Annotated in this window: 11 protein-coding genes and 1 riboswitch; of the genes, 2 read left to right on the top strand and 9 right to left on the bottom strand. The window is 71.2% G+C overall.

All coding sequences use genetic code 11. From position 1 onward, the window contains the following. Positions 1–34: 34 nt before the first annotated feature. Positions 35–1,426 carry a glycine betaine/L-proline transporter ProP gene (gene proP, locus AC5P1C_RS06940; protein ID WP_493864763.1) on the bottom strand — a complete coding sequence of 464 codons (1,392 nt, stop codon included), beginning with the start codon at positions 1,424–1,426 and terminating at the stop codon, positions 35–37. Positions 1,427–1,945: 519 nt separating this feature from the next. Between proP and AC5P1C_RS06935 the strand changes: the two genes are divergently transcribed. Then, complete coding sequence (locus AC5P1C_RS06935) at positions 1,946–4,009, top strand: bifunctional glycosyltransferase 87/phosphatase PAP2 family protein (RefSeq protein WP_493864762.1); 2,064 nt, start codon at positions 1,946–1,948, stop codon at positions 4,007–4,009. Here AC5P1C_RS06935 and AC5P1C_RS06930 read toward each other — a convergent pair. Both AC5P1C_RS06930 and AC5P1C_RS06925 read right to left on the bottom strand, forming a co-directional pair. After that, entirely contained in the window at positions 3,963–5,585 is a 1,623-nt protein-coding gene (locus AC5P1C_RS06930) for a hypothetical protein (RefSeq protein ID WP_493864761.1), read from the bottom strand. The genes AC5P1C_RS06935 and AC5P1C_RS06930 overlap by 47 nt on opposite strands. Before the next feature lie 213 nt (positions 5,586–5,798). Next, entirely contained in the window at positions 5,799–7,043 is a 1,245-nt protein-coding gene (locus AC5P1C_RS06925) for a cytochrome P450 (RefSeq protein WP_493864760.1), read from the bottom strand. A 281-nt stretch (positions 7,044–7,324) separates the two neighbouring features. On the opposite strand from AC5P1C_RS06925, the gene AC5P1C_RS06920 reads away from it, so the two are divergent. Next, complete coding sequence (locus AC5P1C_RS06920; protein WP_493864759.1) at positions 7,325–8,494, top strand: steroid 3-ketoacyl-CoA thiolase; 1,170 nt, start codon at positions 7,325–7,327, stop codon at positions 8,492–8,494. 176 nt (positions 8,495–8,670) lie between these two features. Here the strand turns inward: AC5P1C_RS06920 and AC5P1C_RS06915 are convergent, their stop codons facing one another. The 6 genes from AC5P1C_RS06915 to AC5P1C_RS06890 all read right to left on the bottom strand — a co-directional run bounded on the left by AC5P1C_RS06915 (position 8,671) and on the right by AC5P1C_RS06890 (position 15,109). Then, positions 8,671–9,126 carry an aggregation-promoting factor C-terminal-like domain-containing protein gene (locus AC5P1C_RS06915; RefSeq protein ID WP_493864758.1) on the bottom strand — a complete coding sequence of 152 codons (456 nt, stop codon included), beginning with the start codon at positions 9,124–9,126 and terminating at the stop codon, positions 8,671–8,673. Positions 9,127–9,473: 347 nt separating this feature from the next. Then, positions 9,474–10,346 (bottom strand): ECF transporter S component, encoded by an 873-nt coding sequence (locus tag AC5P1C_RS06910; protein WP_493864757.1) that lies wholly within the window; start codon positions 10,344–10,346, stop codon positions 9,474–9,476. Then, positions 10,343–12,040, bottom strand: coding sequence for an ABC transporter ATP-binding protein (locus AC5P1C_RS06905; RefSeq protein ID WP_493864756.1), 1,698 nt, complete (start codon positions 12,038–12,040; stop codon positions 10,343–10,345). Before AC5P1C_RS06905 ends, AC5P1C_RS06910 begins: the two co-directional genes overlap by 4 nt. Further along, on the bottom strand, positions 12,037–13,206 hold the full coding sequence (locus tag AC5P1C_RS06900) for an energy-coupling factor transporter transmembrane component T (RefSeq protein WP_493864755.1): 1,170 nt from the start codon (positions 13,204–13,206) through the stop codon (positions 12,037–12,039). Before AC5P1C_RS06900 ends, AC5P1C_RS06905 begins: the two co-directional genes overlap by 4 nt. A gap of 8 nt (positions 13,207–13,214) precedes the next feature. Beyond that, entirely contained in the window at positions 13,215–13,895 is a 681-nt protein-coding gene (locus AC5P1C_RS06895) for an SCO2322 family protein (RefSeq protein ID WP_493864754.1), read from the bottom strand. After that, positions 13,892–15,109 carry an SCO2321 family membrane protein gene (locus tag AC5P1C_RS06890; RefSeq protein WP_493864753.1) on the bottom strand — a complete coding sequence of 406 codons (1,218 nt, stop codon included), beginning with the start codon at positions 15,107–15,109 and terminating at the stop codon, positions 13,892–13,894. Before AC5P1C_RS06890 ends, AC5P1C_RS06895 begins: the two co-directional genes overlap by 4 nt. 144 nt (positions 15,110–15,253) lie before the next feature. Next, a riboswitch (cobalamin riboswitch) is annotated at positions 15,254–15,326 on the bottom strand. Positions 15,327–15,399: the final 73 nt, after the last annotated feature.

The raw sequence follows: 15,399 nt of genomic DNA, 5'->3' as shown, positions 1-15,399 counted from the left end.
GCTGAGCGTCCTCGCGGGCCGGGAGTCCTACGGGCTACTTCTCCACCGCCGGTGGCGAACCCGGCAGCGGCCTGCCCGCGCTCTCCGTCATGAACCACACCGCCACGCCACCCACCACGGCCGCGGCCATCATGTAGTAGGCGGGCATCATCATGTTCCCCGTCGCCCCGATCAGCGCCGTCACCACCAGCGGTGTCGTGCCTCCGAAGATCGATACGGAGATGTTGAAGCCGATCGACAGGGAGCCGTAGCGGACCTTGGTCGGGAAGAGGGCGGGGAGTGTCGACGGCATCGAGGCCGTGAAGCAGACCAGGAGCAGGCCCAGTGCCGCCATGCCCAGGGCTATCGCCCAGAGCGAGCCCTCTCGGATCAGGAGCAGGGCGGGGACGGAGAGCAGGAGGAAGCCCACGCAGCCCGCCGCGATCACCGGGCGACGGCCCACCCGGTCCGTCAGCGCGCCCGCGAACGGCTGGACGCACATCATCAGCGCCATCACCGCGAGCACGACCAGGAGCCCGTGTGTCTCGTCGTACTTCAACTCGCTCGTCAGATAGCTCGGCATGTACGACAGCAGCATGTAGTCCGTGACGTTGAAGACCAGGACCAGGCCCATGCACAGGAGCAGGGCCTTCCACTGGCCCGTCACCATCTCGCGCAGGCGCACCTTCGGGCGGGACTGCTCGTCCTTGTGCGCCTTCGCGAGCTCCGCCGCGAACGCCGGCGTCTCCTCCAGCTTCATCCGCAGGTACAGGCCGATCAGGCCCATCGGGCCCGCGATCAGGAACGGGATGCGCCAGCCCCAGGAGAGCAGGTCCTCGGTGGACAGGAGCGCGGTCATCAGGGTGACAAGGCCCGCGCCGCCGATGTAGCCCGCGAGGGTGCCGAACTCCAGCCAGCTGCCGAGGAAGCCACGCTTCTTGTCGGGCGCGTACTCGGCGATGAAGGTGGACGCGCCCGCGTACTCGCCGCCCGTCGAGAAGCCCTGCACCAGGCGGGCCAGGAGGAGCAGGATCGGCGCTCCCACGCCGATCGTCGCGTAGGACGGGATCAGGCCGATCGCGAACGTGCCCGCCGCCATCATGATCATGGTGAGGGCGAGGATCTTCTGGCGGCCGACGCGGTCGCCGAGCGGGCCGAAGACCATGCCGCCGAGCGGGCGGATCAGGAACGCCGCCGCGAAGGCGCCGAAGGTGGAGAGCAGCTGGGCGGTGGGGTCGCCCGAGGGGAAGAAGACCTTGCCGAGCGTCACGGCGATGTAGCTGTAGACGCCGAAGTCGAACCACTCCATCGCGTTGCCGAGAGCGGCCGCCTTCACCGCCCGCTTGACCAGCACCGGGTCGACGACGGTGGCGTCCGCCGAGGTGGCCGCGGACGGAGGGGCCTGGGTCTGCGGGGCTACGGGTGCGACGGGTGCGGCTGCCGGCAAGGGTTCGCTCGCCTGCCTCTCGGTTGACGACAAGAGCAGAGCCGCCCAGCGAGGGGCGGCCCGCGAACGACCATAGGTGTAGGCGGCACCATTACGTCCGGTGTCCGGTCAACCGCATACTGTCCGGAATGTGCCGCTATCCAGGGCGAATGATTCCGTTTCTGGTGGTGGCCGGAAGGTGTCCTTGTGATCTATGTCGCGCCTCGTCCGGGGAACCGCGGCACGGGGTACCGGCAGTTCTCCCATGGACGGAAGGTGCACGACTCGTGGAGACCAGGCGGTGGGCGGGACGAAACCGGCTGTTGGGAAGTCTGCGTAAATGCCGGTAGAAAGCGGTGATGGCTGCCAGGTGAAATGGGGGTTGTGCGCGTCCTACTTCAGGGCGCGAGCCTCACGGAGCCGACTGCACGTCTCGGAGCAGCCGACTGCGAGAGCCGGGAGCCGGCAAAGGAATCTCGGGGCCGACAGGGCGTCTGGACCCGAGCAGGGACAACGAGCGGGCGGGAGGGCCGACGTCGCGTGGCGAATGTTGAGCACGGAGGACCGGGAAATGCCTTCGGGGCGGGGGTGCCCGGTGCACCGAAGACGCGGATCGGGGCGGTCCGCGTCGCCCTCTGGCTGATCGCCGCCGTACTTGCGGTACGGCAAGTGGCCATGGTCCTGAGTACGCCGAAAGGGGAGCGGCTCACCGATCTGGAGACGTGGATCGGCCCGGATGGCGTACTGCATGTGAACGGCTCCTTCTACGACGCCGACAAGTTCACCGGCACCCCCTTCGCCGGACTCGTGCTCAAACCGTTCTCCCGCGCAGCCGAGCAGGCGCTCGGCTGGGGCTGGACGTTCGGCACCCTGATCCTGGTCGTGGTCCTCGGCCTGGTCGCCGCCCGCGCCCTGCCGCATCCCGTCTCCCGGCGCACCTCGCTGCTCGCCGCGCCCGTCGCGATCTGCCTCCTGATGCTGTCGCTCCCGGTGCGCAACACCCTGTATCTCGGACAGACCAGCGTCATCCCCGTCCTGCTCGTCCTGCTCGGCTGCTTCGCGGTCCGCGGGGAACGCGCCAGCGGCATCCTGGTCGGCATAGGGGCCGCGCTCCAGCCCACTCTGCTCCTCTTCGCCGCCCTGTTCTGGTTCACCGGCCGGAGGCGCGCCACGGCATCCACCGGTGCCACCTTCCTCGCCGTCACCGCGCTCGCCTGGGCCGCGATGCCGCACGACTCGTGGACGTACTGGGTGCACCACCTGGCGGGCGCGGGCCTGGGCGCGAGCCCGGACGGGCTCGCCAACCAGTCGCTGCACGGCGCGCTGCTCCGGTTCGGCCTGGAAGGGCCGCTGGAGATCGGCTGCTACGTGGTCCTGAGCGCGGCCGTCGTCTGGCTCGGACTGCGCCGCGCCGTCCACTACGCCAAGGACGGGCAGTTGCTGCTCGCCGTCGCGATCACCGGCTGTGTCGCGGTCGCGGTCTCCCCGACGACCTGGCAGCACCAGCTCCTGTGGGTGCTGCTCGCGGTGGTCGGCCGGGTCGGCAAGAAGCAGTCCGACCGGTACATGTGGCCGGTGGCCGTCGTCCTGGTGTCGACGCTGCCCGCGAAGATGATGCTGCCGAACATGCCGGTCGTGGAGCCGATCCGCGACAACGTCGTGCTGATCGCCGCGCTCTCCGCCGCCACCGTCGTGCCGTTCCTGTCCCGCAGGTCTCCGCAGTACCAGGAGCCCATCCCCACCGACTACGCCGAGCCCGTGCCCGCGCGCTGGAGCCGGGTGCCGCTCGCCCCGTTCTGGCGCCGTGTCACGACCCGGCCGAACCTCCTCCTCGAACTGCTCCTGATCCGTGTCGGCTACTCCGCCTACCAGCAGGCGCGGCTCGCCGCGACGGGCGGAACCAACTCGGGCGGGCGTGCCACCGCCGAGGAGCACGGTGACCAGATCTACTCGATCGAGCAGTTCCTGCACATCGACATCGAGCACTGGGTCAACCACGCGGTCGTCAAGGTCAGTTGGCTGGAGGAGTTCTTCAACTTCTACTACACGTCGTTCCACTTCGTGGTCCCGCTCGGCGTCCTGGCCGTCCTCTACATCCGGCGCCCCGCCGACTACCGCTGGGCACGCACCGCGCTCGGCTTCGCGACGGTCCTCGCGCTCGTGGGCTTCTGGCTCTATCCGCTGGCCCCACCGCGCTTGATGCCGGGCCTCGGTTTCATCGACACGGTCCACGGCGTGCAGGACTTCAGCCAGCCGGACTACGGCACCCTGACCGCGCTCACCAACCAGTACGCGGCGATGCCCTCGCTGCACTTCGGCTGGTCGCTGTGGTGCGGTGTGGTGATCCTTGTCCTCGCGCCGAAGCCGTGGATGAAGGCGCTGGGGCTGCTGCACCCGCTGTTCACGGTCTCCGCGATCGTCGCCACCGGGAACCACTGGGTCCTGGACGCGGTGGGCGGCGCGACCGTCGTCGGCGCGGGCTTCGGCCTCGGCTACCTCCTGGCCGGGCCCCGCGTGGGCAGCACCCTGAAGGTGGGGACGGGCGCGGAGCCGCCGGTCATCGACATGACGAAGGACTCGGCGAAGGACCGTACCCGGAGCTGATCTTGTACGTCCCCGGCACGGACACCGTGAGCCGGGTGAACTCGCCGTGGCGCTTCAGGCACGCTCCCTCCGCCCGAAGCCACGGCGAGTACACCAGGCGCAGCGTCACCGGCTCGCGCGTGGGGACGCGGACCTCCATGGACGACCCCGTGGACCGGACGACGGACGCGGGCCTGGACACCATCGGAACGGCGTCCTTCACCCGGAATACCCGCCAGTGCGCGTCCCGCCACACCGGCTCGAGCCACGCGGGGCCACTGGCGACCAACTCCGCCTCGTCCTCGGCGAATCCGTCCGGCTTGCCCGACGGAAGGACCACATAGCCGACCGCCCACTTGTCCAGCCAAGCGCGGTAGGTGGCGGCCGAGAAGGACCCGTCGTAGAAGAGCCGGCCGCGCTCGATGTCGAGCTGCCTGTTCCAGCCGCGCGCCATGTTCACGTACGGGGCAAGGGCCGTCGCCTCGCGGTGATTGCGGGCCGGGACCACCTCCACGCGCCCCCGGTCGGCGCCAAGACGCTCCAGCTCCGCCACCACGCCCTGGGTGTCGGCGGCCCACTTCGGCACGGTCGTCGACACCGTCAGATCGTCCGCCGTCTTCTGCGTCACCCAGGCCGTGGACAGCACGAGTGCGGCGATGAGCACCGTCCTGCGCGCGCGGGACAGCGCGGGCACCAGGAGCGCGCCCAGGAGCGCGGCGGGCGCGAGCAGCTCGGCGAGGCGCTCCACGTTCGTGCCGATCGGGGAGGGGATGAGGTAGGTCAGGACCGTGCCCGCCGCGTACACGGCCGCCCCCCACCGCAGCACCCGCCACTCGCGCGGAGCCGCCACGATGAGCGCCAGGCCGAACAGCACGGGCGGGAAGATCCGGTCGAACGGCATCAACTGCTCGCCGTTGAACGGGAAGAGGACGGTCGTCACGCCCACGACCACCACCGGCGGCACGATCAGCGCCGCGGCCCGCACCCAGTCGCGTACGAGGAAATGGGCGGCGCCCGCCACCACCAGGAAGAGCCCCGCCACGGGACTGGACATGGCGGCGAGGGCCCCGCACGCCACGGCGGCCGCCACGCGCCGCTCCCGCACGAGCATCAGGCAGGCGGCGAATCCGAAGGCGATGCCGAGCGCGAATGTCGTGCGCCCCGATGCGACGTTGCACCACACCGCGAGCGAGGCGAGCACCGCGGGCCACAGCGGGCGGTGCATCCCGGTGCGTTCGACCAGCGCGGCGACCAGCCAGGCTCCGGCGACGCCCGACACCACCGTCACCGTCTTCACGCCCACGGCGGCCATCAAGTAGGGCGAGATCAGGGAGTAGTTGGCGGTGTGCATGCCGCCGTACCAGAACAGGCCGTACGCGGAGGCCCCGTGCTCGGAGGCGAAGCGCGCCCAGGCCTCCTGTGCCGCCAGGTCGCCGCCGCCGGTGGCGAGGAAGGCCGCCCACACCGCGTACAGCGGCAGTGTGGGGAGCGTGGCGACGAGGGGGATCCGGTGGCGTCGGCAGAAGGCGCGGAGGGAGGTCTTCCGCTCCGTGGGCGCGCTGCCCGATGGTGCGAGAGGGAGACCTGCGGAGACCACGGCACCGTTTCCGTTCGAGGACTTGGAGAGGCAACGTTTGCTTCTCAAGACGCGTCACGCAACGGAAACGTTGGCTCCGGACGCCGCTTGGCTGGATATGCCACCCGTATGCAGCCACGGCGGTGCCGCACGGCTTTCCCGGGTGGCGCCGGTGGTCCAGGGGAGGCAGGGGCAGGGCGTAGGGGGGGTCGCCCCTGCCTCCCTGGCGGCGGGTCAGCCGGTGCTGACCTGCAGCTCCTTGACGCCGTTCAGCCAGGCCGAGCGGAGCCTGCGCGGGTCGGAGACCAGGCGCAGGTCGGGCAGCGCGTCGGCGACGGCGTTGAAGATGAGGTTGATCTCCAGGACCGCGAGGGACTTGCCGAGGCAGAAGTGCGGGCCTCCGCCGCCGAATCCCAGGTGCGGGTTCGGATCGCGGGAGATGTCGAACTTCTCGGGCTCGTCGAACACTTCGGGGTCGTTGTTGGCCGACGAGTAGAAGATCCCGACGCGGTCGCCCTTCTTGATCGTCACGTCCCCGAGCGCGGTGTCCTGGGTGGCGGTGCGCTGGAAGGAGACGACGGGGGTCGCCCAGCGCACGATCTCCTCGGCGGTGGTCTCAGGGCGCTCGCGCTTGAAGAGCTCCCACTGCTCGGGGTGGGTGAGGAAGGCGTGCATGCCGTGGGTGATGGCGTTGCGGGTCGTCTCGTTGCCGGCCACCGCGAGCAGGATGACGAAGAAGCCGAACTCGTCGGAGGAGAGGTTGCCCTCGTCCTCGGCGGCCACCAGTTGGCTGACGATGTCCTTGGCCGGGCACTCCTTGCGGGCGGCGGCCAGGTTCATCGCGTACGAGACGATCTCCATGGCTGCCTCGGCGCCGACCTCCTCCGTGATCGCGTACTCGGGGTCGTCATAGGCCGCCATCTTGTTGGACCAGTCGAAGATCTTCGTCCGGTCGTCCTGGGGTACGCCGATGAGTTCGGCGATGGCCTGGAGGGGGAGTTCGACGGCGACGTTCGTGACGAAGTCGAAGGAGCCGTCGGCCTTGGCGTTGGCCAGGGCCGTCTCGACGATGGAGCCCGCGCGGTCGCGCAGGGCGTCCTCGAGCGAGCGTATGGCGCGGGGCGTGAAGCCGCGCTGCACGATCTGGCGGACGCGGGTGTGCTCGGGCGGGTCCATGTTCAACATGATCATCTTCTGGACCTCGATCTGGTCCCGGCTGATCGTCTCGTTGAAGCGGATGACCGCGGTGTTGAGGTTGGAGGAGAACAACTCCGGGTGCGTGGAGACGTACTTGACGTCCGTGTGCCGCGTGACGGCCCAGTAGCCGGAGTCGTCGAAGCCGGAGATGCGCGGTGGCTGGGCGATCCAGCGCACCGGTTCCGTCTGCCGCAGCTGGGCGAACTCCGGGAGGGGCACGCGCTCTTGGAGCAGGTCGGGGTCGGTGAAGTCGAACCCGTCGGGCAGCGCTGGACAGGGCATCGGCAACTCCAGGAGTTCAGTTCCGGCGGTGAGTCGTGGTGCTGGGATTGACTGTGGGTTCTGACGGACCATCAGGAGATGCCCCGCAAGGTAGTAACGGGTTCTATAAGTGGCAAGGCCCGCGACGGGTCCGCTTTCGTGCAGGTAGTGCGCAAGGTGCGTGCACGCCCCTTGCGGCGGTGGGGTCGGGCTCAGCAGACTGCATGCAGAACTAGAACGCGTACTAGTTCTCCGTGTGGGTGCCGGGACACTCCCGCGGGATGTGGATGGAGAGGACGCCCATGGCCGCGGAACCTGTCATCGTCGAAGCCGTACGCACCCCCATTGGCAAGCGCGGCGGCGCGCTCGCCAATCTCCACCCCGCCTATCTGCTCGGCGAGACCTATCGCGAGCTCCTCGGGCGCACGGGCATCCACGCCGACTGCGTCGAGCAGATCGTGGGCGGCACTGTCACGCACGCCGGTGAGCAGTCCATGAACCCCGCGCGCACGGCCTGGCTCACGATGGGCCTTCCGTACGAGACCGCGGCGACGACGGTGGACTGTCAGTGCGGCTCATCGCAGCAGGCGAGCCACATGGTCGCGAACATGGTCGCTGCGGGCGTCATCGACGTGGGGATCAGCTGCGGCGTCGAGGCGATGTCGCGGGTGCCGCTGGGGTCGGGCTCCAGGCACGGTCCGGGAAAGCCGTTCCCCGAGGAGTGGAACGTCGACCTGCCCAACCAGTTCGAGGCGGCCGAGCGGATCGCCCGCAACCGCGGTCTCACGCGCGAGAACGTCGACTCGCTCGGCCTCATCTCGCAGGAGCGTGCCGCCACGGCCTGGGCCGAGGAGCGCTTCAAACGCGAGACGTTCGCCGTCCAGGTCCCCACGACGGAGGAGGAGCAGACCGCGGGGCAGGGGATGTGGCGGCTCGTCGACCGGGACGAAGGGCTGCGGGACACGTCGATGGAGGGCCTGGAGCGGCTGAAGCCGGTGATGCCGACCGCCGTGCACACCGCGGGCAACTCCTCGCAGATATCGGACGGCGCCGCGGCGATCATGTGGGCGTCGAAGCGGATGGCGCGGGCGCTGAAGCTGAAGCCGCGGGCACGGATCGTGGCGCAGGCGCTCGTGGGGGCCGATCCGCACTTCCACCTGGACGGGCCGATCGACGCGACGCGGGCGGTCCTGGGCAAGGCGGGGATGTCCCTGAAGGACATCGACCTCGTGGAGATCAACGAGGCGTTCGCATCGGTGGTGCTGAGCTGGGCGCAGGTCTTCGAGCAGGATCTGGAGAAGGTGAACGTGAACGGGGGCGCGATTGCGTTGGGGCATCCCGTGGGGGCGACAGGGGCTCGGCTCATCACGACTGCCCTGCATGAACTGGAGCGTCGCGACAAGGAGTTCGCGCTGATCACGATGTGCGCGGGCGGCGCTGTCGCCACGGGGACGATTATTCAGAGGCTGTAGACGAAGACGCCGGGGCGGGCTGGGAACTCCCAGCCCGCCCCGGCGAAGTGTTCAGCCCGTCGTGGGGGTCCCCCCGCTCTTTAAGAGCTGGGGGGAGTTTGAGGACGAACTCGGCGAAGCCGGTGATGCGCGGTGCGCAGGGCTTCGGTTCAAGGTTCAGGCGGCAGAGCCAGGGCTCAGTACCACCCGTTGGCCTCCCAGTGGGCCCATGCGCCAGTGGGGCTGCCGTAGCGGTCGTTCATGTAGTCGAGGCCCCACTTGATCTGGGTCTCCGGGTTGGTCTTCCAGTCCGCGCCCGCCGAAGCCATCTTCGAGGCGGGCAGGGCCTGGACCAGGCCGTAGGCGCCGGAGGAGGAGTTCGTCGCCTTGTGGTTCCAGTGGCTCTCGTGCTCGACGATCTTGCTGAACGCCTTGTACTGCGCGGGGTCCGGGATCATCTTCTTCGCGATCGCCTGGGCCGAGGAAGGCGCCGCGGCGGGAGCGGCGGCCGGAGCGGCAGCCTTCGCCTCGGTCGGGGCGGCGGCCTGGGCCGGACCCGCCATGAGTATCAGGCCGGTCGTGGCGGCGGCCACGGCGGCACCGGAGAGGGCCTTCTTCGGGGTGGCGATGCGGCGGATGAGCGTGGCGGACAAAGCGTGGCCTTCCGTGGGGGACATGGTGTCGCGGGCACGCCGTGGGCCACGGGGGTGTGGCGGGGGGAATGCGTCGGCGCCCTGGGCCTTGAGGCCGTCGGCGCCGTGCGACTCGATCCAGAGAAGCAGGGCTGTAAGGCCTCCGCAATGCCCCCTTTTACTAGTGGATGTCGCATGAGTGCGGAAGGTCCTTTGTGTGACGTGGCTCTCAATGCCCAGGTCAGGCCGCGTATTGACGCGTCCTCGTCAGGAGAGATGATCTACGGCCCTGGTTCGTAGAGGACCAAAGTCCTGTGGGCCGCCTCACCGCGAAGGGACCCCTTCCGTAACGGAGAGCCGACGACCGCCTACGCCTTGGGCCCCTCGAATGTGACCTGGGCCTCGAAGGCGGCCCGGCGCGTGGCCCGGCGCAGCGCCTTCAGGACGGCGGGGCCGAGCGCGAGGCTCAGCAGGACCGTGACGACGGCGCGGGGCAGGTCCCAGCCGAGCGAGGTCGCCAGGCAGTACGCGATGAAGCGGCCGAGGTTCTCGCCGATGGGGTCGCCGGGCACGAAGGAGACGCCGGTCGCGAGGCCGCCCAGGTAGGGCCAGCCCTGCAGATTCATGACCGTGCCGTACAGGACGGACGAGACGGCCCCGTAGGCGGCGAGCAGCCACAGCTCGCCGCGCCCGCGAATGGGGCCTCCCCTGTTCGAGCGGAGCCGAGAGCTTGGGGAAGTGTCGGCCCCCGGCAGCAGCCCCGCGCCCATGCAGACCCACCCCATGGACAGCATCTGGAACGGCATCCACGGCCCGACACCGCCGGTGAGCAGCGCCGAGGCGAACATGGAGACGGCACCGAGCACGAACCCGAAGCCGGGCCCCAGCACCCGTCCGCTGAGCACCATGAGGAAGAACATCGGCTCGATCCCGGCCGTCCCCGCCCCCAGCGGCCGCAGCGCGGCCCCGGCGGCGGCGAGCACCCCGAGCATCGCGATCGCCTTGGCGTCGAGCCCGACGTCGGCGATGGTCGCCACGACGACGGCGAGCAGCAGCGGCAGCAGGGCCGCGAACAGCCAGGGCGCGTCCTGCGCGTGCGCGCTGAGCCCCGATTCCCCGCTCGCGATGAGCGGCCATCCGAAGGCCACGACCCCGACCGCGCTGACGAGCGCGAGGGCGCAGATGGAGCGCGGGCCCAGGCGGATGGGCCGGGCCTGGCGGATGGCGGGCGCGGGGGTCACGCGGCCCCACCCTCCCTGCCCAGCGCGTCCCGTACCTCCGTGACCGTCAGCCACTTCTGCGGGGCCAGGATCTTGGTGGTCTGCGGGGCGAAGGAGGGGGACGAGACCACGACCTGAGAGGTCGGGCCGTCCGCGACGATCTCGCCATCGGCGAGGATCGCCACCCGGTGGGCCAGTTCCGCCGCCAGCTCCACGTCGTGCGTGGCCAGGACGATCGCGTGGCCCTCGGCGGCGAGGCCGCGCAGGAGCGTGACGAGCCGGGCCTTGGCCGCGTAGTCGAGACCCCGGGTCGGCTCGTCCAGGAGGAGAAGAGGAGGGCGGGCCGTCAGGACGATAGCCAGGGCCAGGGTGAGGCGCTGGCCCTCCGAGAGGTCGCGGGGGTGGGTGTCGTCCGCGATGCCCGGGAGCAGGTCCGTGACCAGGGCCCGGCAGGTGCCCGGTGCCGCCGACGCGTCGTGGTCCGCCGCCGCGCACTCGGCGGCCACGGTGTCCGCGTACAGGAGGTCACGCGGTTCCTGGGGGACCAGGCCCACGTGGCGGATCAGCTCGCGCGGGCCCGTGCGGTGCGGGACGGCGCCGCCGACGCGGGCCGAGCCCGCCGAGGGTTCGAGCAGGCCCACCAGGGTCGACAGGAGCGTGGACTTCCCGGCGCCGTTGCGGCCCATCAGGGCCACGGTCTCTCCCGCGCGCACGGTGAGGTCCACGCGGCGCAGGGCTTCGACCCGGCCGCGTCGGACGGCCAGAGCAGAGACGGTGGCCGCCGAGGGCGCGGCGGCTGCTTCCGGGGCATCGGCCTTCGTACGTCGGAGCAGGCCGGACCTGCGCGTCGCGGGGCCCGCTTCGGGACGTACGGCGGCGGCCTCGTCACGATCCCCGCTGAGAGCCAGCCGCTCCCGCAGCGCGCCCGCCCTGCGCCGCGCGTCGCGGACCGTCAGCGGCAGCGGCGACCAGCCCGCGAGGCGGCCGAGGCCCACCACCGGCGGGTAGACCGGCGAGACCGCCATCAGCGCGGCGGGGTCCCCGAGCACGGGCGCCTCGCCCGGCGCCGCGAGCAGCAGCACCTGGTCCGCGTACTGCACGACCCGCTCCAGGCGGTGCTCGGCCATCAGGACCGTCGTGCCCAGGTCGTGGACGAGGCGCTGCAGCACGGCGAGCACCTCCTCGGCGGCGGCCGGGTCGAGGGCCGACGTCGGCTCGTCGAGGACGAGGACCTGGGGGTGCGGCGTGAGCACCGAGCCGATCGCGACGCGCTGCTGCTGGCCGCCGGAGAGCGTGGCGATGGGCCGGTCGCGCAGATCGGCGAGGCCGAGCAGGTCCAGGGTCTCCTCGACCCGGCGGCGCATCACGTCGGGGGCGAGCCCGAGCGACTCCATCCCGTACGCCAGCTCGTCCTCGACCGTGTCCGTCACGAAGTGCGACAGCGGATCCTGGCCCACCGTGCCGACGACGTCGGCGAGTTCGCGCGGCTTGTGCGTACGGGTGTCGCGCCCCGCCACCGTCACACGGCCCCGCAGCGTGCCCCCGGTGAAGTGCGGCACGAGCCCGCTCACCGTGCCGAGCAACGTCGACTTGCCGACCCCGGAAGGGCCGACGAGGAGCACCAACTCGCCCTCGGGCACGGCGAGATCGACCCCGCGCACGGTGGGCTCGGCGACCCCTTCGTACGTCACGGAGACATCCTCGAAGCGGATCATGAGGGCTCCTTGGAACGAGCGGTGGCGGTCGGGGCGGGGGCGGCCGCATCGGCGGGCACCGGCGCCACGAAGGCGGGCAGCAGGCCGATGAGCACGGCCACCGCGGGCCACAGCGGCAGTATCGGCGCCGTCAGGGGGACGACTCCGGGGTGCAGGGCGGCGTCGTACGAGGCGGCCCAGATCATCAGGCCCGCCACCGCGATCCCCGACCCGGCGACGAGCCAGGCGCGCACACCCCAGGGGTCGGGCCGGTAGCGGGTGCGCACGGAGCGCCGGCCGCCGAGGCGCAGGCCCGCGAGGGCGGCGACGAGACCGGCGGCCAGGACCGGCAGGCCGTAGCCCGCGCCTGACTCGGAGAGCAGGCCGTACGTTCCCGCGCAGACGCCCATCAGACCGCCGAGGGTCAGTACCGCCGTGGCCCTGCGCACACCTGCGGGGACCGGCGCGGTGCGGCCGAAGCCGCGCGCGTCCATGGCAGCGGCCAGGGCGACCGACCGCTCCAACGCGCCCTCAAGGACGGGGAGCCCGACCTGGAGCAGCCCCCGGATGCCCTTGTCGGCGCGCCCGCGCAGGCGCCGCGCGGCGCGCAGACGCTGCACATCCATGATCAGGTTCGGCGCGAACGTCATCGCCACGACGATGGCGACCCCCACCTCGTACAGCGCGCCCGGCAGCGACTTGAGCAGCCGGGCCGGGCTGGCCAGGGCATTGGCGGCGCCGACGCAGATGAGGAGACCGGCAAGGCGCACCCCGTCGTAGAGCGCGAAGAGCAGCCCCTCGGCCGTCACCCTGCCGCCGATCCGCACGCCCTTCGCCCAGTCCGGCAGCGGCACTTCGGGGAGCGTCACGACGACATGGCTGCCGGGGATGGGGGAGCCGAGGACCACGGCGAAGACGAGCCGGATCGCGATCACGAAGAGGGCCAGCTTCACGAACGCGCCGTACGACCGCGCCCACGGAGCGGACGTCCTGCGCGCCGCGACGACGTAGCCCGCGACCCCGATCAGCATCCCGAGGAGCAGGGGGTTGGTGGTGCGGGACGCCGCGACGCCGAGGCCGAGCGCCCACACCCACCAGGCGCCCGGGTGCAGTGCGTTGCTCCGGTGCGCCTCGGGGGCCAGACGCCGCCGCAGCGCACCGGGAGCGGTGCTCGGGTGATCGTTCATCGTGCGGGTCAGCCGCGCCGGCGGCGTGCCTGCCAGAGGGCGGCCCCGCCGAGCAGGGCGATGGCGGCGACGCCCGCGATCAGGCCGACGGAGGGGCCACCGGAATCGTCCTTCTCCTCGGCGGACACGGTCGCGGACGGCTTCTTCCGCGTGCCATCGGACGCTCCGTCGCCCGCGACCTGCTCGCCGCAGCCCGACTTCGGGTAGTTCGCGATGGCGCACAGCAGGGCGTTGGAGCCGTAGCGCAGAGGCTCGGCGACCGAGGCGAGCGCGTCCGCGCTCGTCGCGTCGTCGGTGACCTGCGCGCAGGCGGTACGCGGCTTCGGCGGAGTCTGCCCGCCGGGAGCGTCGCCCGGCGTACCGAAGTCGATGACCAGGGCGATCCGCTTGCGGTCGTCCTTGGCGGGGGTCTTGGCGCAGATCGTGTCGAAGTCCGCGGCGCCGCGCGGCTTCGCCGAGTCCTGCGAATCGTCGGACACGGAGAACCGGAAGCCCTGGACGGCGCCGTCGTCGGGGCGCGCGGTGCTCGGCCCCTGACTCGCGTACGTCCACCGGGCGCCGTCCCGGTCCCAGAACGACCAGTAGCGGTAGCCGGCGGCCTGGGCGGGGGCGGCGGCGACGACGCCGAGCAGGGCGGCGACGATCGCCCCGATCGCCAGGCGCCCGCACCGCGCGCGACCCCGCGTCACAGCTGCTGCTTCTTCTTGTTGCCGCTGTACAGGAAGCCGATGCCGATGCCGGCGACCATGCCGACGCCGATGATCCACCAGATGCTCACGCCGCCGTCGTCGCTGTCCTTCTTCTCGTCCGCGGCCTGCTCGGTCGACTCCGGGGCGGGACCCTGCGCGTTCAGCTCCTTGACCAGGTCGGCGCCGCCGAAGTTCCGCTCGTCGAGGCCCGACGCGTGGGCGGCGAAGATCAGCTGGGCGTAGGCGGCGGGGCCGGACTTCTTGGCCCAGGCCGCGGAGTTCTTCGCCAGCCACTGGGCCGACTTCTTGGCCTGCTCCTCCTGACCGGCCGCGGCGAGCGCGAGCACGGAGTCCGCGGTGTTGCCGTAGTCGGGCTGGTCGTCGGCGCCGGGCATCGACGACATCAGGTGGTCGTCGTTCTCGGCGAGGGTCTTCAGGAGGTAGCCGGTGCCGTTCGACGCCGCCTGCTCGGCGGTGTCGGCCTGCGCGCACTTCGGGGCGGCGGCGGTCTTCTTGGCCGGCTCCACGACGAGGCCCTTGCCCTGGCTTCCCAGCACACCGGCCGCCGTGGCGTCCGCGTTCGGCGAGAGCTTGCCGGACTTGGCGTCCGCGAGGCCGAAGGCGCCGCCGTCCTTGCCGCAGCTCATGGAGAGGGCGGGCAGTGCGTCGTACGGGGACTTGCCGTCCTGGTTCTTCACCGACTGCGGCTTCTGGCCCGCGCCGACGAGCGCGCCGATCACGATGCCGGTGGAGTTGGCGTCGGAGGCCATGCCGGGGCTGTAACCCCAGCCGCCGTCCTTGTTCTGCACCGACTTCAACCAGGCGACGCTCTTGTCGACCGTCTTCTTCTCACCGCCGAGCGCGGCGAGCGCCTGCACGGCGGACGCGGTCGCGTTGCTGTCGAACATCGTCTTGGAGTCGCACGGCTCGCTCGGGTCGGCGCGGTACGCGGCGAAGCCGCCGCTGTCGCACTGCTGGCCCGCGAGCCAGTCGACGGACTTCGTGGCGGGCTTCACACCGGACGAGTCCTGGGCGAGCAGGGCGTACGACTGCCGGAAGACCCCGTCGAACTTGGGGTCCGCATCGCCGTACAGACCGGAAGGAAGGGCGGCGGAAGGCGACGGTGACGGGCTCTCCGCGAATGCGGCCGGGGCTCCGGCCGAACCGAACACGGCGACGGCGGCCAGGACCGCTGCGCTGCGGCGAACGTTCATGATGCGGCGGGTGCCTCTCCCTGCGGGGAGCGGGGCAGCACGGGCGCGTAGCGGGCACGGGCTCCGGGCGGCTCCGGCTCCGTATACCTCGACGGTGCCGTTCACCGGAGGTTCCGATGAAGCGAGCCGGTCATGTTCCGTACCGGGCATTCCGGCTCACCGCTCGGAGGCGGTCTATACGGCTGCGGGTCAGCGCCGGATTCGCACCGGCTTCCCCCCGTACGGGCATGATGACGACGGGGACCACTCTACCGGCCCGTAGGGGGAGCGGCCGGGGGCGCCCGCCCCCG

The sequence above is a fragment of the Streptomyces sp. A18 genome (assembly GCF_059026065.1).
The sequence above is the reverse complement of the archived record's forward strand: the minus strand, read 5'-3'. Positions and strand labels throughout refer to the sequence as shown.